Source organism: Burkholderia sp. AU32262 (assembly GCF_020419985.1).
GTDB classification, from domain to species: Bacteria; Pseudomonadota; Gammaproteobacteria; order Burkholderiales; family Burkholderiaceae; genus Burkholderia; species Burkholderia semiarida.
On the sequence record NZ_JAIZRS010000004.1, the window covers coordinates 129264 to 149694 of the forward strand.

A 20431-nucleotide genomic window follows, 5' to 3' on the forward strand; every position below is an offset into this window, starting at 1 on the left:
CGGCCGAACGCCGCCACGCCCCAACCTGACAATTCCGCCAGTTTCGCGACAGTAACCCGTTGCGGGCCGACGCCTATCATTCGGGTTCCCTTCACCGCCGCCCGATCACCGCCTGTCCCGCCGCCTCCATGTGGATCGTCAATCTCGCGCTCAGGCGCCCCTACACGTTCATCGTCATGGCCATCATGATCGTGCTGGCCACCCCGCTGGCGCTGATGCGCACACCGGTCGACGTGCTGCCCGCGATCAACATCCCCGTGATCAGCGTGATCTGGAATTACAACGGCTTCTCCGCGACGGAGATGACGAACCGCATCACGTCCGTGCATGAACGGATCCTGACGACGACCGTCAACAATATCCAGCACGTCGAATCGACGTCGTTGCCCGGCATCGCGGTCGTGAAGGTGTTCCTGCAACCGGGCGCGAACGTGCAGACAGCGATCGCGCAGACGGTGTCGTCCGCGCAGGCGATCGTGCGGCAGATGCCGCAGGGCGCGACGCCGCCGCTCGTGATCACCTATTCCGCGTCGAGCATCCCGGTGATCCAGCTCGGGCTGTCGAGCAAGACGCTCAGCGAACAGTCGCTCGCCGACATCGCGCTCAACTTCCTGCGCCCGCAGCTGATCACCGTGCCCGGCGTGCAGATTCCGTTCCCGTACGGCGGCCGCACACGCGTGGTCGCGATCGACCTCGATCCGCAGGCGCTGCAAGCGAAGGGCCTCACGCCGGCCGACATCGTCAACGCGGTCAACGCGCAGAACCTCGTGCTGCCGACCGGCACCGCGAAGATGGGTCAGACCGAATACCGGATCGACACGAACGCGTCGGCCGATACGGTCGCCGACATCAGCAACCTGCCGGTCCAGACGATCAACGGCGCGACGACCTACCTGCGCGAGGTCGCGGCGGTGCGTGACGGCTTCGCGCCGCAGACCAACGTCGTGCGCCAGAACGGCCAGCGCGGCGTGCTGATCTCGATCCTGAAAAGCGGCGACGCGTCGACGCTCAAGGTCGTGTCCGACCTGAAGGCGCTGCTGCCGAAGGTGATCCCGACGCTGCCCGAGGGGCTCGCGATCACGCCGCTGTTCGACCAGTCGGTGTTCGTCAACGCAGCCGTCCAGGGCGTGATCCACGAGGCGCTGATCGCCGCCGTGCTGACCGCGATGATGATCCTGCTGTTCCTCGGCAACTGGCGCAGCACGCTGATCATTGCAATCTCGATCCCGCTGTCGATCTTCACGTCGCTGATCGCGCTGTCCGCGCTCGGCGAGACCATCAACATCATGACGCTCGGCGGGCTCGCGCTCGCGGTCGGCATTCTCGTCGACGATGCAACCGTCACGATCGAGAACATCGAGCGGCATTTGCATCTCGGTACGAACCTGCACGAAGCGATTCTCGAAGGCGCGGGCGAGATCGCGGTACCCGCGCTCGTGTCGACGCTGTGCATCTGCATCGTGTTCGTGCCGATGTTCTTCCTGACCGGCGTCGCGCGCTTCCTGTTCGTGCCGCTCGCGGAAGCCGTGGTATTCGCAATGCTCGCGTCGTACGTGCTGTCGCGCACGCTGGTGCCGACGCTCGCGATGCTGCTGTTCCGCCCGCAGCAGGCGGGCACCGGCCCAGCCCCTTCGACGTCGCGTTTCGCGCGCATCCATCACGCGTTCAACCACGCGTTCGAACGGCTGCGCGCGTGGTACATCGTGCTGCTGAGCATCCTGCTCGTGCGCCGCCGCTTCTACGCGCTGTGCTTCGTCGGCTTCTGCGTGCTGTCGACGGGCCTCGTGTTCGTGCTCGGCCGCGACTTCTTCCCGAACGCCGATTCCGGCAACCTCCGGCTGCACGTGCGCGCGCCGACCGGCTACCGGATCGAGGAAACCGCGCGGCTCGCCGACCAGGTCGAACGCGTGATCCGCGAAACCGTGCCGCCCGACGAGCTCGGCGCGATCGTCGACAACCTCGGCCTGCCGGTCAGCGGCATCAACCTGTCGTACAGCAACGCCGGCACGATCGGCACGCTCGACGGCGAGCTGCTGATCGCGCTGAAGCCCGGCCACCGCGCGACGGGGCACTACGTGCAGACACTGCGCACGCTGCTGCCGCGGCGCTTCCCGGGCGTCGAGTTCTTCTTCCAGCCGTCGGACATCATCACGCAGATCCTCAACTTCGGGCAGCCGGCCGCGATCGACGTGCAGGTGCTCGGCAACGATCTCGCGAGTAACATGACCATTGCGAGCGGCCTGATGAAAAAGATCAGGCAAATCCCCGGCGCCGTCGACGTGCACGTGCTGCAACGTAACGACGAACCGACCCTGCTGGCCGACATGGACCGTACGCGCATGCAGCAGCTCAATCTCTCCGCGCAGAACGTCGCGCAGAACATGCTGATCTCGCTGTCGGGGAGCTCGCAGACGACGCCGTCGTTCTGGATCAACCCGCGCACCGGCGTCCAGTACCCGCTGCAGATCCAGACCCCGCAATACAACCTGTCGTCGGTCGACGATCTGCTCGGCACGCCGATCTCCGCCAGCGGCCGCACGGGCACGCCGCTGCAACTGCTCGGCAACCTGGTGCAGGTGCGCAGTACCGCGAACCCCGCCGTGATCACGCACTACAACATCCGCCCGGCGATCGACGTATACGTGAGCGTCGAGGGCCGCGATCTCGGCGCGGTCGCGGGCGAGATCGACCGCATCGTGGCCGACGCGCGCGCGACGCTGCCGCGCGGCACCGCCCTCGCGATGCGCGGCCAGATCGAGACGATGCGCACGTCGTATCTCGGCCTCGGCGCGGGCGTCGCGATGGCGATCGTGCTCGTCTACCTGCTGATCGTCGTCAATTTCCAGTCGTGGCTCGACCCGCTGATCATCATCAGCGCGATGCCGGCCGCGCTCGCCGGCATCGCGTGGATGCTGTTCGTCACCGGCACGCACCTGAGCGTGCCCGCGCTGACGGGCGCGATCATGACGGTCGGCGTCGCGACCGCGAACAGCATTCTCGTCGTGTCGTTCGCGCGGCAACGGCTCGCGGCCGGCGCGCCGCCGCTCACGGCCGCGCTGGAGGCCGGCGCGACGCGGATCCGGCCGGTGCTGATGACGGCGCTCGCGATGATCATCGGGATGGTGCCGATGGCGCTCGGTCTCGGCGAAGGCGCCGAGCAGAACGCGCCGCTCGGCCGCGCGGTGATCGGCGGGCTGCTGTTCGCGACCGTTTCGACGTTGCTGTTCGTGCCGCTCGTGTTCGGCGGCGTGCATGCGCGGCTGGCCCGGCGGCGCGCGCGCCAGGCCGGACACTGACTTTCGCCCCACTACCCGGTTGAATTGGTTGAATTCATGGAAGAGAAACATCACAGCGCCGTCGGCATCCAGGTGGACGAACACGGCATGCACCTGCCGACGCGCGCGTCGGTGTCGCGACGCGGGCGCCTCGTCGTGATCGTGATCGGCGTGCTGCTGGTTGCGGGCGCCGCGCGCACCATCGTCGTCAACGTGCTGAACCGGCATCACCTCGACGCGGTCGCCGAGCAGAACGCGCGCCAATATGTGAGCGTCGTGCATCCGGTCGACGCGGCCACTGGCGGCAAGCTGACGCTGCCCGGCACGCTGCGCGGCTTCGTCGAGGCGCCGATCCATGCACGCGCCAGCGGCTACGTGCTGCGCTGGCAGGCCGACATCGGCGCGCACGTGAAACAGGGGCAAACGCTCGCCGAACTCGACACGCCCGAGCTGAACCAGGAACTCGCGCAGGCCACCGCGCAGCGCCAGCAGGCGCAAGCGTCGCTCGCGCTCGCGAAGACGTCGTTCGACCGCGCGCAGCAGTTGCGCCAGCGCGATGCCGTGTCGCAACAGGAACTCGACGACCGGCAAGGCGCGTTCAACCAGGGCACCGCGAATCTCGCGGCGGCCGATGCGAACGTGCGCCGTCTCACCGAATTGAAGGGCTTCCAGCGGATCGTCGCGCCGATCGACGGGATCGTCACGCAGCGCAACATCGACGTCGGCGATCTCGTCAATTCCGGCAACGCGGGCCGCGCGCTGTTCACGGTCGTGCAGGCCGACCGGCTGCGCCTGTACGTGCAGGTGCCGCAGGCGTATGCGCAGCAGGTGAAGGTCGGCCAGCACGTGAGCGTCGCGCAGGCCGAGCTGCCGGGCCGGACCTTCGACGGCACGATCACGCGCACGTCGCAGGCAATCGACGTCGCGACGCGCTCGCTGCAGATCGAGATCACGCTGCCGAACCCGGACGGGCGGCTGCTGCCCGGCGCGTACGTGCAGGCGACGCTGCCGATGACGCCGGTCGGCCGCCTGCAGGTGCCGGCCAATACGCTGCTGTTCCGCGCCGAAGGCCCGACGGTCGCGGCCGTCGATGCGAGCGGCCAGGTTCATCTGAAACAGGTGACGGTCGTGCGCACGATCGGCCAGACGCTCGAAGTCGACGGGCCGATCACGCCGAACGACCGCCTCGTCGCGAACCCGGGCGACGCGCTCGCGACTGGCGACCGGGTCGTCGTGCAGGCGCCGGCGGCGCAGCCGGCCTCGGCCGTCGCGGGAGCGAAGTCGTGAGTGCGATACGCACCCGCGTGCGGCCCGCGGCGCTCGCCGCCGTCGTCGCCCTCGCCGGCTGCACGGTCGGCCCGGACTACCAACGCCCGGCCGTCGACACGCCGGCCGCGTGGCGGCTCGACCCGGCCGACGCATACTGGCACCCGGCCGCGCCGGCCCGCGCGCCGCTCGATCCGGTCTGGTGGACCGCGTTCGGCGACACGCAGCTCGACGCGCTGGAAGGCGACGCGCTGCGCAACAACCAGAACCTGAAGGCGGTGGCCGCGCGCTACGACCAGGCGAAGGCGACGCTCGCGTCGGTCGCGCCCGCGCAGTATCCGGCCGTCGGGCTGAACGCGAGCGGCCAGCGCTTCAAGATCTCCGCCGACCGGCCGCAGACCAACTACGCGACGAAGAGCATGTCGACCGTGCAGAACGAGATCCAGGTCGGCGCGGCGGTCAGCTACGAACTCGACCTGTTCGGCCGCGTGCGGCGCAACGTCGAATCGGCACAGGCGAACACCGAGCAGGCGCGCGACGATTTCGCGAACGCGCGCCTCGTGCTGAGCGCCGATCTCGCGTCGAGCTATTTCACGCTGCGCGAGCTCGACACCGAGATCGACGTCGTCAAGCGCTCGATCGCGTTGCAGCAGAAAGCGCTCGATTACGTGAGCGCGCGCCACGACCTCGGCGCGGTGTCGGGCCTCGACCTGCTGCAGCAGCGCGCGCAGCTCGACGCGACGCGCACGCAGGTGCAGTTGCTGATCCAGCAGCGCGCGCAGGTCGAAACCGCGATCGCGACGCTGGTCGGCACGCCGGCCCCCGAATTCTCGCTGCCGGCGCGCGTGGTGCCGATCAACGCGCCCGCGCTGCCGACCGGCATGCCGAGCGACCTGCTGCAGCGGCGTCCCGACGTCGCGTCGGCCGAGCGCGCGATGGCCGCCGCGAACGCGCAGATCGGCGTCGCGCGCGCCGCGTATTTCCCGCGCATCACGCTGTCGCCCGACATCGGCTGGGATGCGACGCGCTTCGCGGGCCTGTTCACCGTGCCGGCGCTGCTGTGGTCGGTCGGCGGATCGCTCAGCCAGCCGCTGTTCGAAGGCGGCAAGCTGAAGGCCGGCGTCGATTTCGCGCAGGCCGGCTACGTCGCCGCGCAGGCCAGCTACCGGCAGACCGTGCTCACCGCGTTCCAGGAGGTGCAGAATGCGGTAACCGGCCTGTCGGTGCTGGCGCAGGCGGCGCAGCAGGCATCGGCCGCCGTCGACGACGCGCGCAAGCTCGTGTCGCTCGCGCAGGATCGCTACGCGGGCGGCCTGACGCCGTTCATCGACGTGCTGACGGCCCAGCAGCAATTGCTGACGAGCGAGCGCCAGGCCGTGCAGATCCAGGGCCAGCGCGCGGCGCTCGTCGTGTTTCTCGCGAAGGCGCTCGGCGGCGGCTGGGACGGCGATGCGGCGAACGGCGCCCCGCCGTCCGACGTCGCGTCGGCGGCCCCGCGGCGCGGCGCGGGCGTCGGCCCTTGACCTGCCCTTAACCGGTTACGCGGACAACGAACCTATGAAAGTGCTGATCGTCGAAGACGAACCGAAAGTCGTCGAATACCTGAAGAGCGGCCTGACCGAGGAAGGCTGGGTCGTCGATACCGCGCTCGACGGCGAGGACGGTGCGTGGAAAGCCGTCGAATTCGACTACGACGTGGTCGTGCTCGACGTGATGCTGCCGAAGCTCGACGGCTTCGGCGTGCTGCGTGCGCTGCGCGCGCAGAAGCAGACGCCCGTGATCATGCTGACCGCGCGCGATCGCGTCGACGACCGCGTGCGAGGCTTGCGCGGCGGCGCCGACGACTACCTGACCAAGCCGTTCTCGTTCCTCGAGCTGATCGAACGGCTGCGCGCGCTGACGCGCCGCGCGCGCGTGCAGGAATCGACGCTGATCTCGATCGGCGACCTGCGCGTGGATCTGATCGGCCGCCGCGCGACCCGCGACGGCGCGCGGCTCGACCTGACCGCGCAGGAGTTCCAGTTGCTCGGCGTGCTCGCGCGGCGCAGCGGCGAGGTGCTGTCGAAGACGACGATCGCCGAACTCGTGTGGGACGTGAACTTCGACAGCAACGCGAACGTCGTCGAGACGGCGATCAAGCGCCTGCGCGCGAAACTCGACGGCCCGTTCGCGGAGAAGCTGCTGCACACGATCCGCGGGATGGGCTACGTGCTCGAGGCGCGCGAGGACGGCGACACGGAGCGGCGCGCATGAAACGCTCGATCATCCTGCGGCTCTCGGCGATGTTCGGCATCGTGTCGCTGCTGGTGTTCACGCTGGTCGGCTGCGGGCTGTTCGTGATGATGGAACGGCAACTGTTCGCCGAATTGCGCGCGACGCTCGACACGCGCGCCAAAGTCGCCGCGATGATCGTGTCGCACGCGACCACGGCCGCGCGCGGCCACCTGATGCAGGAAAAGCTCGCCGACCTCGAACCGCCCGACGGCTCGACGCACTATCAGGTCGTCAGCCCCGACCCCGCGTTCCGCTTCGGCAGCCCCGTCAACGGCGTGCCGCTCGATCCGCCGTTCGGCGCGTTCCAGCGCTACCAGCTCAACGACAGCAGCTACGCGGTGATGACGAAAACCGTCACGCTGGCCGGCGCCGGCGAACGGCCGACGCTGCAACTCGTCGTCGCGACGTCGTGCGAGCGTACGCAGCGGATGCTGCGCCGCTTCGGCTGGACGCTGGCCGCGCTGATCGCGACGGCCACCGTGATCACGCTGCTGCTGAGCCGCGCGGTCGCGCGCTTCGGGCTCGCGCCGCTCGACCGGCTGTCGCAGGACGCGGCGAGCGTGAGCGCGACGAACCGCCGCCAGCGCCTGCACACCGACGCGCTGCCGACCGAGCTGCGCGATCTCGCGACGTCGTTCAACGGCGCGCTCGAACGCATCCAGCAAACCTACGCGCGGCTCGAAGCGTTCAACGCGGACGTCGCGCACGAGCTGCGCACGCCGATCAGCATCCTGATCGGCCAGACCCAGGTCGCGCTGACGAGCCGCGACCGCTCGGTCGACCAGATGCGCCAGACGCTGCAGTCGAATCTCGAGGAATTCGAGCGGCTGCGCGTGATCATCAACGACATGCTGTTCCTGTCGCGCAGCGATCGCGGCGAACGCGCGACCGACCTGAAGGACGTGTCGCTGGCCGACGAGGTGCGGCGCATGCTCGACTTCCTCGAAATCCCGCTCGACGAGGCGCGGTTGCGCGCCGAACTGCACGGCGATGCGCGCGCGGCCGTCGATCCGTCGCTGTTCCGCCGCGCGATGACGAATCTGCTGATCAACGCGATCCAGCATTCGGCGCCCGGCGCGACGCTGAACGTGACGATCACGCACCGCGACACGCTCGTCGAGATGGCCGTATCGAACCCGGGCGAGCCGATCGATCCGGTGCAGCGCTCGCACGTGTTCGAACGTTTCTACCGGCTCGAGGAAGCGCGCGCGAACAGCAAGGAAAACCACGGGCTCGGGCTGTCGATCGTCAAGGCCGTCGCGGAGATGCACGGCGGCGGCGTGTTCGTCGCGTGCTCGGGCGGCGTCAATACGTTCGGCTTCTCGGTGTCGACGCAGCCCGGCTCGGGCGGGCCGCTGCGTCCCGGCGACGCCGCCGGCCCGCCCGATTCCACGGATTCCACCGATTCGGCGAATCCGGCCGATCTCCACGGCGCTCGCGCGGCGCACGCGCCGGGCGCACTGCACTGACGGCGGCCGCGCGCCGCCGAGGGCAGTTTTCTTCAATACGGGCCGACGCGGCGCCCGTAGTCTCGATGCGACTTTCGACATGTCGCATGGAGACACCCGATGAGCATGCTGGTTTCGATGGCCGCGTTCGCGCTCGCCTCGTCGATCACCCCCGGTCCCGTCAACATCGTCGCGCTCGGCGCGGGCGCGCGCCACGGCCTCGGCGCGAGCCTGCGCTACGCGGCCGGCGCGACGCTCGGCTTCGTCGCGCTGTTCCTGCTGATCGGCCTCGGCCTGCACGCGGCGCTCGCGCGCTGGCCCGTGCTGACGACGGCCACGCAGTGGTCGGGGATCGCGTTCCTGCTGTATATGGCGTTGCGGCTCGCGCTCGACGACGGCCGGCTGTCGGCCGATCCGGACGTGGCCGGCCCGTCGGCGGCGGCCGGCGCGGCGATGCAGTGGCTCAACCCGAAGGCGTGGCTCGCATGCGTGGCCGCGATGGGCGCATATGCGGCCGATGGCGACCGTGCGCAGGTCTGGCAGTTCGCCGCGCTGTATCTGGTGATCTGCTTCGCGTCGATCGCATGCTGGGGCTATGCGGGCGCGTCGTTGCGGCACCGGCTCGCGAACGCACGGCGCATGCGCGTGTTCAACCGGCTGATGGCGCTGCTGCTCGCGGGCAGCGCGCTGTTGCTGCTCGACGTGTAGCGGCTTCGCCGGTCAGCGCATCGCACTGCGGTACTGCCCGGGCGTCGCGGCCGCGATTCGCCGAAAGGCGCGCTGGAAATGCGCCTGGTCCGCAAAGCCGGCATCGAGCGCGACTTCGGCGATCGGCCGGCCGCGGCGCAGTTCCGTGCGGCCGTACTGCACGCGCCGATCGATCAGGAACGCATGCGGCGTCATCCCGTAGCGCGCATTGAACGCGCGGATCAGGTACGACGGCGACAGGTCGGCCGCCGCGCAGATCGCATCGAGCGTGACGGCCTCGCGGCAATGGGCGGCGATGTAGTCGGCCGCGCGCGCGAGCTTCGCGTTGTCGTCGCCCGGCCGCGAATCGGGCGGTTCGCGTTCGAGCGCGCCGTGCAGCGCCGTGAAGAATTCGACCGCCGCGCTCTCCTTGCCGAGCGCATCGACGCGGGGCGACACGAGCGTGCGGTAGAAGCCGCCGAATTGCGCGAACAGATCGCCGCGCTCGGTCCATTTCGTCGAAAACCCGTGAAAATCGCGGTTCGGATCGCGGCCCAGCGCGTGTTGCAGCCGCGCGAGCCACGGCACGTCGACATAGACCATCCGGTACGCCCACGCATCGGGGCCGTACGGGTTGCACGCGTGCACCTGCTCGGGATCGATGATCACGAGCACGCCGCGCCCGACGTGTGCGTTCGTCGCACCGTTCACGTACGTGCTCGTGCCGCCGACGATCGCGCCCACCGAAAACGTGTCGTGCGTGTGCTTCGCATAGCAGATCGCGCGCCCGTCGTCGACGGTGCGCGCCTCGATGAACGGCAGCGCCGCATCGCGCCAGAACGGCGACGGCACGGCGGATCGGTTGGCGGTACGGCTCACGCGGCAGGCTCCCGGTTCGGACGAACGCTCACCGTACAAGACTGTGCGGCGCCGCGCAACCGCGAGCCGACGCCTGGCGGCTGGATCGCCTAAGCTTTGAATTCGGCCGCCGCGGCAGACGCGGCGGGTTCCGCTTCCTCTTCCAACCGGTACCACTCATGCAGATCGATCTGAAAGGCAAGACCGCGGTCGTCACCGCTTCCACCGCCGGCATCGGGTTCGCGATCGCCGAAGGGCTCGCGCGCGCCGGCGCGCACGTCGTCGTCAACGGCCGCAGCGACGCGTCGGTGCAGTCCGCGCTCGAGAAACTGCGCGACGCCGTGCCAGACGCAAGCCTCGACGGCGTCGCCGCCGACCTGTCCGACGCGGCCGGCGTCGCGCGCGTCACGCAGCACACGCCGGATGCCGACATTCTCGTCAACAACGCGGGCATCTACGGCCTGAAGCCGTTCTTCGACATCGACGACGTCGAATGGGAACATTATTTTCAGATGAACGTGATGTCCGGCGTGCGGCTCGCGCGGCATTACCTGAAAGGGATGATCGAACGCAATGCCGGGCGCATCGTGTTCATTTCGTCGGAATCGGGCTTGAACATCCCGGTCGACATGATCCATTACGGGTTCACGAAAACCGCGCAACTGTCGATCGCGCGCGGCCTCGCGAAGCTCGCGGCCGGCACCCGCGTGACCGTCAATTCGGTGCTGCCGGGGCCGACGATGTCGGAAGGCGTGCGCGAGATGCTGAAGGCGCAGGCCGACGAAACGGGCCGCAGCATCGACGACATCGCGGTGGAATTCGTGCGCAGCGAGCGCGCGAGCTCGATCATCCAGCGGCCGGCGACGACCGAGGAAGTCGCGAACCTGGTCGTGTACGTGTGCTCGCCGCAGGCGTCGGCGACGACCGGCGCGGCGTTGCGCGTCGATGGCGGCGTGGTCGACACGATCGCGTGACGACTGCGTGACACGCTCGCGCGGCGCAGGTCGGCCGCGCTAGCGCGAAGCGGCCTTCTCCGAGCGAAGCGCGCCCTTGCGGTCGGCGTCCATGCAGGAATCGAAGCCGTACCGCGTGACGACGCCGGCCTTGTCGAACACGACGAAGTACGCGCGGTGATCGTTGCCGTGCTCGATGAAATAGTTGTAGCAGACGCCGCTGCCGTTGCGGACCATCCACACGCTGCGCGGGTTGCCGGCGACGCGGACGACGTCGGCGCGCGTCGCGCCATGCCGCGACGCGGCCCGCGCGAGCGGCGTGCGCGAGTACGAGAACGGCAGCCACGCGTCGAACCAGGCACAGCCGTGCAACATCAGGCAGCCGGCGGCCACGGACAGCGCCGCCGCGGGACGGGACATCGAAATCAATCGCATGCTCGGGAAATCTGCTGCGCCATGCCGGCGTGATCGAAAGCCCCATGCTACTCGACCTTTGGGTCCGGATCGAAAAGAAATGTAGAGATCTCTGTCCGAATCCCCGCGCTGGCGTGCATCCGCGCCAGCCGAATCGTCAACGAACGTTGCAACCGGCGCCCGTGCGCGCAACCGCGCCGCTGCGCCGCTGCGCCGCCGCGTCGAACCGGCATGCGCGGTCAGGCAATCCATTCGGCCCACAGCATCGTCAGCACCGTCATCAGCGCGGGACCGACGAACAGCCCGATCAGGCCGAACGTCTCCGCCCCGCCGAGGATGCCGAACAGCACGAGCAGGAACGGCAGCCGTGTCGAACCGCCGATCAGCACCGGCCGCACGAAATGCTCGGCGACGAACACGACGATGAACCCGAGCGCCGCGATCACGACGGCCCACATCGTCGCCCCCTGCACGAACAGCCAGAGCGCCGCGCCGCAGAACACGACCGGCGCACAGAACGGCAGCATCGCGGCGACCGCCGTGACGAGGCCGAGCAGCGCCGCGTGCGGAACGCCCGCGAGCGCATAGGCGACGCCGAGCAACGCGCCCTCGCCGAGCCCGACGACGACGAGCCCCGTCACCGTGCCGTACACGGCCGCGACCATGCGCTCGATCAGTTCCGCGCCGTTGCGCCCGAACGCACGCCGCGCGCCCTGCAGCAACGCACCCGACAGCTTGTGGCCGGCGCGCAGGATCACGAACAGCGTGACGAGCATGAAGCCGAATTCGAGCAGCACGTGCGCAAGCTTCGTGCCGAAGTGCCGGCCGAACGCGATGAATTTCTCGCCGTTGACGCCGTGCATCGCGGTGGCCGCATGCAGCGGATGGCCGAGATTGGCCTGCCACCATTCGGTGATCTGCGCCGCGCCGTACGGCAACCGGCTGACCACGTCCGGCAGCGGAATGCCGTTGTCCTGGATCGTGCGCAGCCACTCGCGCAGATCGTGCGCCTGTGCGATCGCCTGGGTCGTCGCGACGGCCACCGGCAGCACGACGAGCAGCGAAATCGCCGCCGTGATGACGGTCGCGATCAGCGTCGGCCGGTTGCGGAACAGCCGGTGCGATTCAAAGCATTTCAGCAGCGGCCACATCGCGATGGCGATCACGCAGGCCCATGCGATGGCGGGAATGAAATCGCGGATCACCCACAGCGCGAGCACCAGCAACGCCGCATACAGCGCGACGCGGGCGATCTGCTGGGCGCGCGGCCGCGCGGCGGAATCGGAAGACGACGGGACATGCGCGCCCATGGCACCTCGGTCGAAATGAAAAAATGGCGGTTCGCGCAGGCAACCGGCCTGCGCGAACCACCATTCTATCCATCGGCGCCGGATCGGCGGCACGCGCGATGCGCGGGCCGCCCGGGCGCTGCGTCGTCACGCGTCGCTCACGCCACCTTGTCGGCGACCCGGTAGCGCTCGAGCCAGTGCGCGTACGGCGCGGGCAGCGTCCACGACGGACGCTCGACACCGAGCTGCCTGGCCGCGTAGTACGGCCAGTGCGGGTCGGCCAGATGCGCGCGGCCGACCATCACGAGATCGAGTTGCTGCTCCGCCACCACGCGATTCGCCAGTTGCGGCGTATCGATCCCCCACGCGGACGACACCGGCAGCCCGGCCTCGCGGCGCACGCGCTCGGCGATCGGCGCGAGAAACGCCGGTCCCCACGGAATCTGGGCGTCGGGCGTCGAGAAGCCGACCGACACGCTCAGCATGTCGAGCCCTTCCCGCTTCATCCGCTGCGTGAGCGCGATCGACTCGGCGAGCGTCTCCTCGTCGCGACCGTCGTATTCGATCACGCCCAGGCGCGCGGTCAACGGCAGATGCTCGGGCCAGACCTTGCGAACGGCCGCGAGCGTGTCGACGAGGAAACGGCCGCGGTTCTCGGCGGAACCGCCGTATTCATCGGTGCGCTGGTTCGAATGCACCGAGAAGAAGCTCTGGCCGAGATAGCCGTGCGCGAAGTGCAGCTCCAGCCATTCGAAACCGAGGTCGCGCGCGCGCCGCGCCGCCGCGACGAAGTCGGCCTGCACGCGCGCGATGTCGTCGCGCGTCATTTCGCGCGGCACCTTCGGCAGATGCGCGCCGAACGGCACGGCCGACGGCGCGATGGTCTGCCAGCCGCGCGGATCGCCGTCGGCGATATGGTCGTCGCCTTCCCACGGGCGGTTGGCGCTCGCCTTGCGGCCCGCGTGCGCGAGCTGGATACCGGGCACCGCGCCGGCCGCCTTGATCGCCGCGACCGACGGCGCGAACGCGTCGGCCTGCGCGTCGTTCCACAACCCCGCGCAGCCCGGCGTGATGCGGCCTTCCGGCGACACGGCCGTCGCCTCGGCGATCACGAGGCCCGCACCGCCGCGCGCGATGCCGGCCAGATGCACGTGATGCCAGTCGTTGACGACGCCGTCCTCGGCGACGTACTGGCACATCGGCGGCACCGCGATGCGGTTGCGCAGCGTGACATCCTTGAGTTTGAACGGTTCGAACAGGGCAGACATCCACGACTCCTTTGCTAGGTTCTGCAAAACGGCTGGGAATACGCCGTGCGGGGCGCACGGCGCAACGATGCGGGCCGTCGGCGGGCCGGCTGCGCCCGGCGACGGCAAGGACGCGGCGCCGGCCGGGCCGGCGCCGCGTGTTTAGCGGTGGCCGAGCTTCGCGAGCAGCGCCTCGGCCGCGGGCGCCGACGACGCGGGGTTCTGCCCGGTGATCAGCAGCCCGTCGGTGACGACATGCGGCGCCCAGTCGGCGCTGCGCTCGAATGCCGCGCCGTTGGTCTTCAGCATGTCCTCGACGAGGAACGGCACGACTTCGGTCAGCTCGACGGCCGCTTCCTCGCTGTTGGTGAAGCCCGTCGCACGCTTGCCGCGCACGACCGACTCGCCGGTCTGCGGGTTCTTCACGTGGCGCAGCACGCCCGGCGCGTGGCAGACCGCGGCGACCGGCTTGCCGGCCGCGAGCGCGCGCTCGATCAGGCCGATCGAATGCAGATCCTCGGCGAGATCCCACAGCGGGCCGTGACCGCCCGGGTAGAACACGGCGTCGTAATCGTCCATCGACACATCGGCCAGCTTGCGCGTCGACGCGAGTTCGGCCCGGGCCGCCGCATCGGCGTCGAAGCGGCGCGTCGCGTCGGTCTGGGCCGTCGGGTCGCTGCTTTTCGGGTCGAGCGGCGGCTGGCCGCCCTTCGGCGACGCCAGCGTCAGCTCGACGCCCGCATCCTTGAACGTGTAGTACGGCGCGGCCAATTCCTCGAGCCAGAAGCCGGTTTTCTTGCCGGTGTCGCCGAGCGTGTCGTGCGAGGTCAGGACAACCAGAATCTTCATGATCGGACACTCCTTCGAAAATGAACGGGGAACGACGCCGCGCGTCGCGGCACGCCTGTCGGTTAGTCAGGCCGCGCGCGGCAACGTGCGAATCATTTCTCCACATGCGATATATGCCTATTAGACCAGTCGTCTAGAAGCGGCCGAAATAAAACGACGGCATCCCGCTGCCTGAATCCGCCGGGGACGTCGCCGCATTCACCAGCACGGATCATATCCCCGGATTAGACCGGTCGTCTAGAAGAACACGCATTCGCCCCTGCCGACGTCATGGCCTTTGCGACGGCGCGTCGTTCGACCACGCCCGCCGCCCCGCTCATCCGCCCTCGGTTCGCCGCGGCCGGAAGACCTAGCCGCGCAACGGACCGTCCGTGTCGCCCGCTTCGATCGTCGGCGCTTCGAGCCGATGCTCACGCGCGCCGTCGTCCAGCAGCCGCAGCATCAGTTCCGCTAGCGCGCGCCCGGATGCATGCCCGGTCGGCTGCACGACCGCCGTGACACGATACGGATGCGCGATATCGGGCGGCACGCCGTCATAGACGATCAGCGACAGGTCCGCACCCAGGCGCACCCCGCTGTCGACCAGCGCGCGAAATGCGCCGCCGCCCGCGATGTTGTTGTCGACCAGCAGCGCGGTCGGCGGCTCGGCCTGCGCAAGCAGCGCCCGCGCTGCCTGCCCCCCCGCCGTCGTGCGTAAACGGGCACTCGACGAGCAGCGCCGGATCCGCGTCGATACCGGCTTCGCGCAATGCCGACAGACAGCCGGCGCGCCGTTGCGCGGCGAAATTCAGCGCCAGCGGTGCGCTGATCATCGCGATGCGCCGATGCCCGAAGCCGATCAGCCGGCGCACCGCGTCGCGCGCGCCCGCCTCGTTGTCGAAGTCGAACCATGCATACGGGCCGGCCGACTGCGTGCGGCCGTACGCGACATACGGAAACGCGCTCGCCTGCAGGTACGCGAGCCGCGGATCGTCGACCAGCGTGCGCGCGACGATCAGCCCGTCGACGAGCTTGCCGTCGACGATCCGCCGGTAGGTGTCCAGTTCCGCATTCGGTCGCGCGGACGCGATGATGAAATCGAGATTGCGCTCGGCGAGCCGCTCGGTGATGCCCGCGACGACCTCGCCGAAGCGCGGATCGCCGAGATCGCCGGCGCCGAACGGATAGACGATGCCGATCATGTCGGCCCGCCCCGTCGCCAGCCGGCGCGCGGTCGGATCGGCCACGTAGCCCATTTCCCGCGCGGCCTTCGCCACGCGCTCGCGCGTCGCCTCGCTGACGTCGTCGTAACCGTTCAACGCACGGCTGACCGTCGTGCGCGACAGACCGAGCGCGTCCGACAGCGCCTTCAGATTCACCTTCACCGTCACTCCTCGCATTCGCCGCTCCGCCCGGCCGCCCGACCATCGGGACACGCCGACCAGGTAATTATTTCCAATTGGTAACGATTACCGTCAATTAAATATCTTTTGCGTTCCAAACCGGTTTGAAATAGCATCCAAACCGGTTTGGACATCGATGCCCACTCAGCCGTTCACTTTCACCTTTCCAGGAAACAACGACGAGATGACATACTTTCCCCTTTTCCGCCCGACCGCGGCCAAACGTTTGCTGCTCGCTGGCGGCGCACTCGCCGCCTTCGCGTCCGTCGCGCACGCGCAGTCCGGCGGCACGGGCGCGCCCCTGCCCACGCCCCACACGCAGCAAGCCTACGATCCCGAAGGCAACTTCACGATGCGCTGGACGCGAGCGGACATCCGCCAGATCGTCGCGCAATCGCACACCGCCGGTGCCGACAAGAACTCGCTGCCGCAAGCACTGACGATGCCGGACATCCCGCAGGACTTCCCGCTGATCAACTCGAACGTGTGGGTGTGGGACACGTGGCCGCTGGCCGACCTGCGCGCGAACCAGCTCAGCTACAAGGGCTGGGAGGTGATCTTCTCGCTCACCGCCGATCCGCACGCGGGCTACACGTTCGACGACCGGCACGTGCACGCCCGCATCGGCTTCTTCTATCGCCGCGCGGGCATCCCCGCGTCGCAACGCCCCGCGAACGGCGGCTGGACCTGGGGCGGCCACCTGTTCCCGGACGGCGCGAGCGCCAAGGTATTCGGCACCGCGCCGATGACCAACAACGCCGAATGGTCGGGCTCCGCGCGCCTCACGCACGGCAGCAACGTCAGCCTGTACTACACCGCGACGTCGTTCAACCGCTCGGCGCCCGGCGGCGCCGACATCACGCCGCCGCAGGCGATCATCACGCGCGCCGACGGCAACATCCACGCCGACGACAAGCACGTGTGGTTCACCGGCTTCGGCGATCACAAGCCGCTGCTGGAACCGGACGGCAAGTACTACCAGACCGGCCAGCAGAACACCTACTTCTCGTTCCGCGATCCGTTCGTGTTCACCGACCCAGCGCATCCGGGCAAGACCTACATGGTGTTCGAAGGCAACACCGGCGGCCCGCGCGGCGCACGCACCTGCACCGAGGCCGATCTCGGCTACGCGCCGAACGATCCGAACCGCGAAGACCTCAACGCGGTGATGAATTCGGGCGCAGTGTATCAAAAGGCCAACGTCGGCCTCGCGGTCGCGACGAACCCGCAACTGACCGAGTGGAAGTTCCTGCCGCCGATCCTGTCGGCGAACTGCGTCGACGACCAGACCGAGCGCCCGCAGATCTATCTGAAGGACGGCAAATACTACCTGTTCACGATCAGCCACCGCACGACGATGGCGGCCGGCGTCGACGGCCCGGACGGCGTGTACGGCTTCGTCGGCAACGGCATCCGCAGCGACTTCCTGCCGCTGAACGGCGGCAGCGGCCTCGTGCTCGGCAACCCGACCGACTTCTCGGCCCCGGCCGGCGCGCCGTATTCGCAGGACCCGAACCAGAACCCGCGCGAATTCCAGTCGTATTCGCACTACGTGATGCCGGGCGGGCTCGTCGAGTCGTTCATCGATGCGATCGGCCCGCGCCGCGGCGGCACGCTCGCACCGACGGTGAAGGTGAACATCAACGGCACGTCGACGTCGGTCGACCGCGCGTATGGACGCGGCGGCCTCGGCGGCTACGGCGACATCCCGGCGAACCTGCCCGCGACGGGGGCCGGCCACAACGACGGCAACGCCCAGGCCAATTAGGATAACCAACAATAACCGTCGTCGATAAAGGCACGAGGTTCAGGAGGCGCGTATCGCGCGTGTCGCGTGTGCGCCTCCTCTTTTTTCTTTCCTCCATTGCGCATGCCGTCGTTGCAGCGGCATTCGCCCTCCTTTCCCGCTTCGCCCGACGGAGCACCGGATCACGCATGAGATCAATGTTGTTCGGCCCTTCCGGCCTTTCCGTCCGTTTCGCCGCGCTGCTGCTTGCCGCGGCCGCCTGCTCGCGGGCCGCCGCCGCACCCTGCGGCGCGCCGGCCGAAAACGGCACGCCGCAATGGCGCCCGGCCCTCCACTACACGCCGCAGCGCAACTGGATGAACGATCCCAACGGGCTCGTGTACGAGAACGGCCGCTATCACCTGTTCTATCAGTACAACCCGCTCGGCAACGACTGGGGCAACATGTCGTGGGGCCATGCGACCAGCACCGATCTCGTCCACTGGCGCGAGCAGCCGGTCGCGATGCGCGCGAACGCCACCGAGGAAATCTTCTCGGGCTCGATCGTCGCCGATACGCTGAATACGTCCGGCCTCGGCACACCGGGCCACGCGCCGCTCGTCGCGCTTTACACGAGCGTCTACAAGCCCGGCTCGGGTCACGCCCCCGGCATACAGGCGCAGTCGCTCGCGTACAGCCTCGATCGGGGCGCGACCTGGCAGCCGTATGCGCACAATCCGGTGCTGACGCTCGATCCGGAATCGAAGCAATTTCGTGATCCGAAAGTGTCGTGGTATGCGCCGGGCGGCTACTGGTTGATGACGACGGTCGTCGCCGACGCGCACGTCGTGAAGCTCTATCGTTCCGACGACCTGATCCACTGGTCGTTCCTGAGCGACTTCACGCTGCCCGACGTGCCGCATGCGGGCGCGCTGTGGGAAATGCCGGATCTCGTACCGCTGCCGCTCGACGACGATCCGAAACGGATCAAGTGGGTGATGATCGTCAACGTCAACCCGTGGTCGATCGCCGGCGGTTCCGGCGCGATGTATTTCGTCGGCAACTTCGACGGCCGCACGTTCGTGCCCGACCGCGTCGCGCCGGCCGGCTCGGATCCCGCCCAATTCCGCTGGGTCGATCACGGCGCCGATTTTTATGCGGCCGGCACGTTCTCCGGCGCGCCCGGCGCCCGGCCGGTCGCGATCGCATGGATGAGCAACTGGGATTACGCGGCGAAAGCGCCGACCGCCCCGTGGCGCGGCGCGACCACGCTGCCGCGCGAGCTGTCGCTGAAGACGATCGGCGGCGAGCCGACCCTCGTCGTCGCGCCAGCCGCCGCCTTCGACGCATGGGCCGACGGCCGCCCCGCCGTGCACGAAGGCGACGTCACGGTCGACTCCGCGACGCGGGTGCTGTCGGCCGCGACGCGCGGCGTCGTCCAGCGCATCACGGTGACGATCTCGCCTCGGCATGCGGCGCGCGCGGGCCTGATCGTCCGGCGCTCGGCCGACGGCTCGACCGGCACGCGGATCGTGTACGACACGACGAAGCGCACGCTGACGCTCGACCGGTCGCAATCCGGCGACACGAATTTCGCCGGCACGTTCAGCCGCGAGCACATCGTCGATCTGCCGCTCGAGCACGGGCAACTGCGGCTCGAAATCGTCGTCGATCGCGGGTCGGTCGAAGTATTCGCGAACGGCGGCCGCGTGGCGCTGACCGACCTGATCTTTCCGCCGCTCGAGGCGGACCGCGTGGCCGTGTTCGCCGAGCACGGCCGCGCGACGTTCTCGGGATTGACGGTGACGCAACTGAAAGCCGGCGACGATACGCGTGGCGCCTGCGCGTCCCGATAGGTGCGGGTGACGGGGCCGCGCGTCCGGCATCGCATCGCCGGCGACGGTCCCCGCCCGTCTGGCTCGTCAGAGCAACCCCATCCCGCCCGACGCGATGATTTCCGCACCGACGATGAACGCAGATTCCGGCGCGCTCAGGTGCAGCACCGTCGACGCGATTTCATCCGGCGTGCCGAAGCGGCCGATCGGCACGAGGCCCTTGATTTTCTCGGCCGTCTCGTCGAGCGCCGCCGCATCGAGCCCGAGCTTGCCGTACAGCGGCGTCTGCACGGGCCCGGGGCTCACCACGTTCACGCGCACGCCGTGCGGCAGCAGTTCCGTCGACAACGTCTTCGCGAACGAATTGACGGCCGCCTTGCTCGCCGCGTACACCGACGAGCCGGGCATCCCGACATGCGCGTTGATCGAGCCGTTGATCACGATCGAGGCGCCGCGGTTCAACAGCGGCACGAGCGACTGGATCTGGAAATACGCGCCCTTCACGTTGGTGTTGAACACGAGATCCCACATCGCTTCGTCGCTGTCGGCGAACGGCGCGAGTTTCGCGACGCCCGCGTTGACGAATACGGCGTCGAGCCGCACGCCGGCGGCGGCGAGCGCATCGGCCAGCGCGCGGGCCGACGCGACGCTGCCGGCTTCGTTGCGAATCGCGAGCGCCCCTTCGCCGAGCGTTTGGCGGGCGGCTTCCAGCGTCTGGGCGTCGCGCCCGGTGATGACGACCCGCGCGCCTTCGGACGCGAATGCCCGGGCGGCCGCCAGGCCGATGCCGCTGTTGCCGCCCGTGACGAGGACCGTCTTTCCTTCGAAGCGTTGCATGATGTTCTCCTGTGAACCGGTGAGTTGACCGTGAACACAGGATGCGCGCGGCGCCCGGCCTTGCCGTACGACGGGCGCGACGAACATGTTC

15 protein-coding genes and 1 pseudogene are annotated in these 20431 nt (G+C 68.8%); 9 read left to right on the forward strand and 7 right to left on the reverse strand.

The features are described from left to right. The first annotated feature begins 128 nt into the window (after positions 1-128). The 6 genes from LGN10_RS05870 to LGN10_RS05895 all read left to right on the forward strand — a co-directional run bounded on the left by LGN10_RS05870 (position 129) and on the right by LGN10_RS05895 (position 8971). Positions 129-3296, forward strand: coding sequence for an efflux RND transporter permease subunit (locus LGN10_RS05870; RefSeq protein ID WP_226222212.1), 3168 nt, complete (start codon positions 129-131; stop codon positions 3294-3296). A 36-nt stretch (positions 3297-3332) separates the two neighbouring features. After that, entirely contained in the window at positions 3333-4562 is a 1230-nt protein-coding gene (locus LGN10_RS05875) for an efflux RND transporter periplasmic adaptor subunit (protein WP_226222215.1), read from the forward strand. A 5-nt stretch (positions 4563-4567) separates the two neighbouring features. Next, a complete protein-coding gene (locus LGN10_RS05880) occupies positions 4568-6064 on the forward strand; it encodes an efflux transporter outer membrane subunit (protein ID WP_226222451.1) in 1497 nt (498 codons plus the stop codon). Between the two features lie 34 nt (positions 6065-6098). Next, positions 6099-6794 (forward strand): heavy metal response regulator transcription factor, encoded by a 696-nt coding sequence (locus tag LGN10_RS05885; protein ID WP_011547791.1) that lies wholly within the window; start codon positions 6099-6101, stop codon positions 6792-6794. Beyond that, positions 6791-8284, forward strand: a complete 1494-nt coding sequence (locus tag LGN10_RS05890; RefSeq protein ID WP_226222222.1) for a heavy metal sensor histidine kinase — start codon at positions 6791-6793, stop codon at positions 8282-8284. Before LGN10_RS05885 ends, LGN10_RS05890 begins: the two co-directional genes overlap by 4 nt. Positions 8285-8383: 99 nt before the next feature. Beyond that, a complete protein-coding gene (locus tag LGN10_RS05895) occupies positions 8384-8971 on the forward strand; it encodes a LysE family translocator (RefSeq protein WP_059574512.1) in 588 nt (195 codons plus the stop codon). Between the two features lie 12 nt (positions 8972-8983). Here the strand turns inward: LGN10_RS05895 and LGN10_RS05900 are convergent, their stop codons facing one another. Further along, positions 8984-9829, reverse strand: coding sequence for an AraC family transcriptional regulator (locus LGN10_RS05900; RefSeq protein ID WP_099317401.1), 846 nt, complete (start codon positions 9827-9829; stop codon positions 8984-8986). 158 nt (positions 9830-9987) lie between these two features. Here LGN10_RS05900 and LGN10_RS05905 point away from each other — a divergent pair, with 158 nt between their 5' ends. Next, positions 9988-10782, forward strand: a complete 795-nt coding sequence (locus tag LGN10_RS05905) for an SDR family NAD(P)-dependent oxidoreductase (protein ID WP_099317400.1) — start codon at positions 9988-9990, stop codon at positions 10780-10782. A gap of 39 nt (positions 10783-10821) precedes the next feature. On the opposite strand, the gene LGN10_RS05910 is transcribed toward LGN10_RS05905, so the two are convergent. The 5 genes and pseudogenes from LGN10_RS05910 to LGN10_RS05930 form a co-directional block, all read right to left on the reverse strand. Next, entirely contained in the window at positions 10822-11196 is a 375-nt protein-coding gene (locus tag LGN10_RS05910; protein WP_099317399.1) for a hypothetical protein, read from the reverse strand. A 218-nt stretch (positions 11197-11414) separates the two neighbouring features. Continuing rightward, complete coding sequence (locus tag LGN10_RS05915; protein ID WP_059574519.1) at positions 11415-12485, reverse strand: AI-2E family transporter; 1071 nt, start codon at positions 12483-12485, stop codon at positions 11415-11417. Positions 12486-12622: 137 nt separating this feature from the next. Then, a complete protein-coding gene (locus LGN10_RS05920; RefSeq protein WP_226222225.1) occupies positions 12623-13732 on the reverse strand; it encodes an NADH:flavin oxidoreductase/NADH oxidase in 1110 nt (369 codons plus the stop codon). Positions 13733-13873: 141 nt separating this feature from the next. Continuing rightward, positions 13874-14560, reverse strand: a complete 687-nt coding sequence (locus LGN10_RS05925; RefSeq protein ID WP_059574523.1) for a type 1 glutamine amidotransferase domain-containing protein — start codon at positions 14558-14560, stop codon at positions 13874-13876. A 349-nt stretch (positions 14561-14909) separates the two neighbouring features. Further along, a pseudogene (locus LGN10_RS05930) lies at positions 14910-15939 on the reverse strand (substrate-binding domain-containing protein). Positions 15940-16126: 187 nt separating this feature from the next. On the opposite strand from LGN10_RS05930, the gene LGN10_RS05935 reads away from it, so the two are divergent. Then, entirely contained in the window at positions 16127-17710 is a 1584-nt protein-coding gene (locus LGN10_RS05935; protein WP_124658108.1) for a glycoside hydrolase family 68 protein, read from the forward strand. Positions 17711-17886: 176 nt separating this feature from the next. Further along, on the forward strand, positions 17887-19524 hold the full coding sequence (locus LGN10_RS05940) for a glycoside hydrolase family 32 protein (RefSeq protein WP_226222453.1): 1638 nt from the start codon (positions 17887-17889) through the stop codon (positions 19522-19524). Between the two features lie 66 nt (positions 19525-19590). On the opposite strand, the gene LGN10_RS05945 is transcribed toward LGN10_RS05940, so the two are convergent. Beyond that, positions 19591-20340 (reverse strand): SDR family oxidoreductase, encoded by a 750-nt coding sequence (locus tag LGN10_RS05945; protein ID WP_226222228.1) that lies wholly within the window; start codon positions 20338-20340, stop codon positions 19591-19593. Positions 20341-20431: the final 91 nt, after the last annotated feature.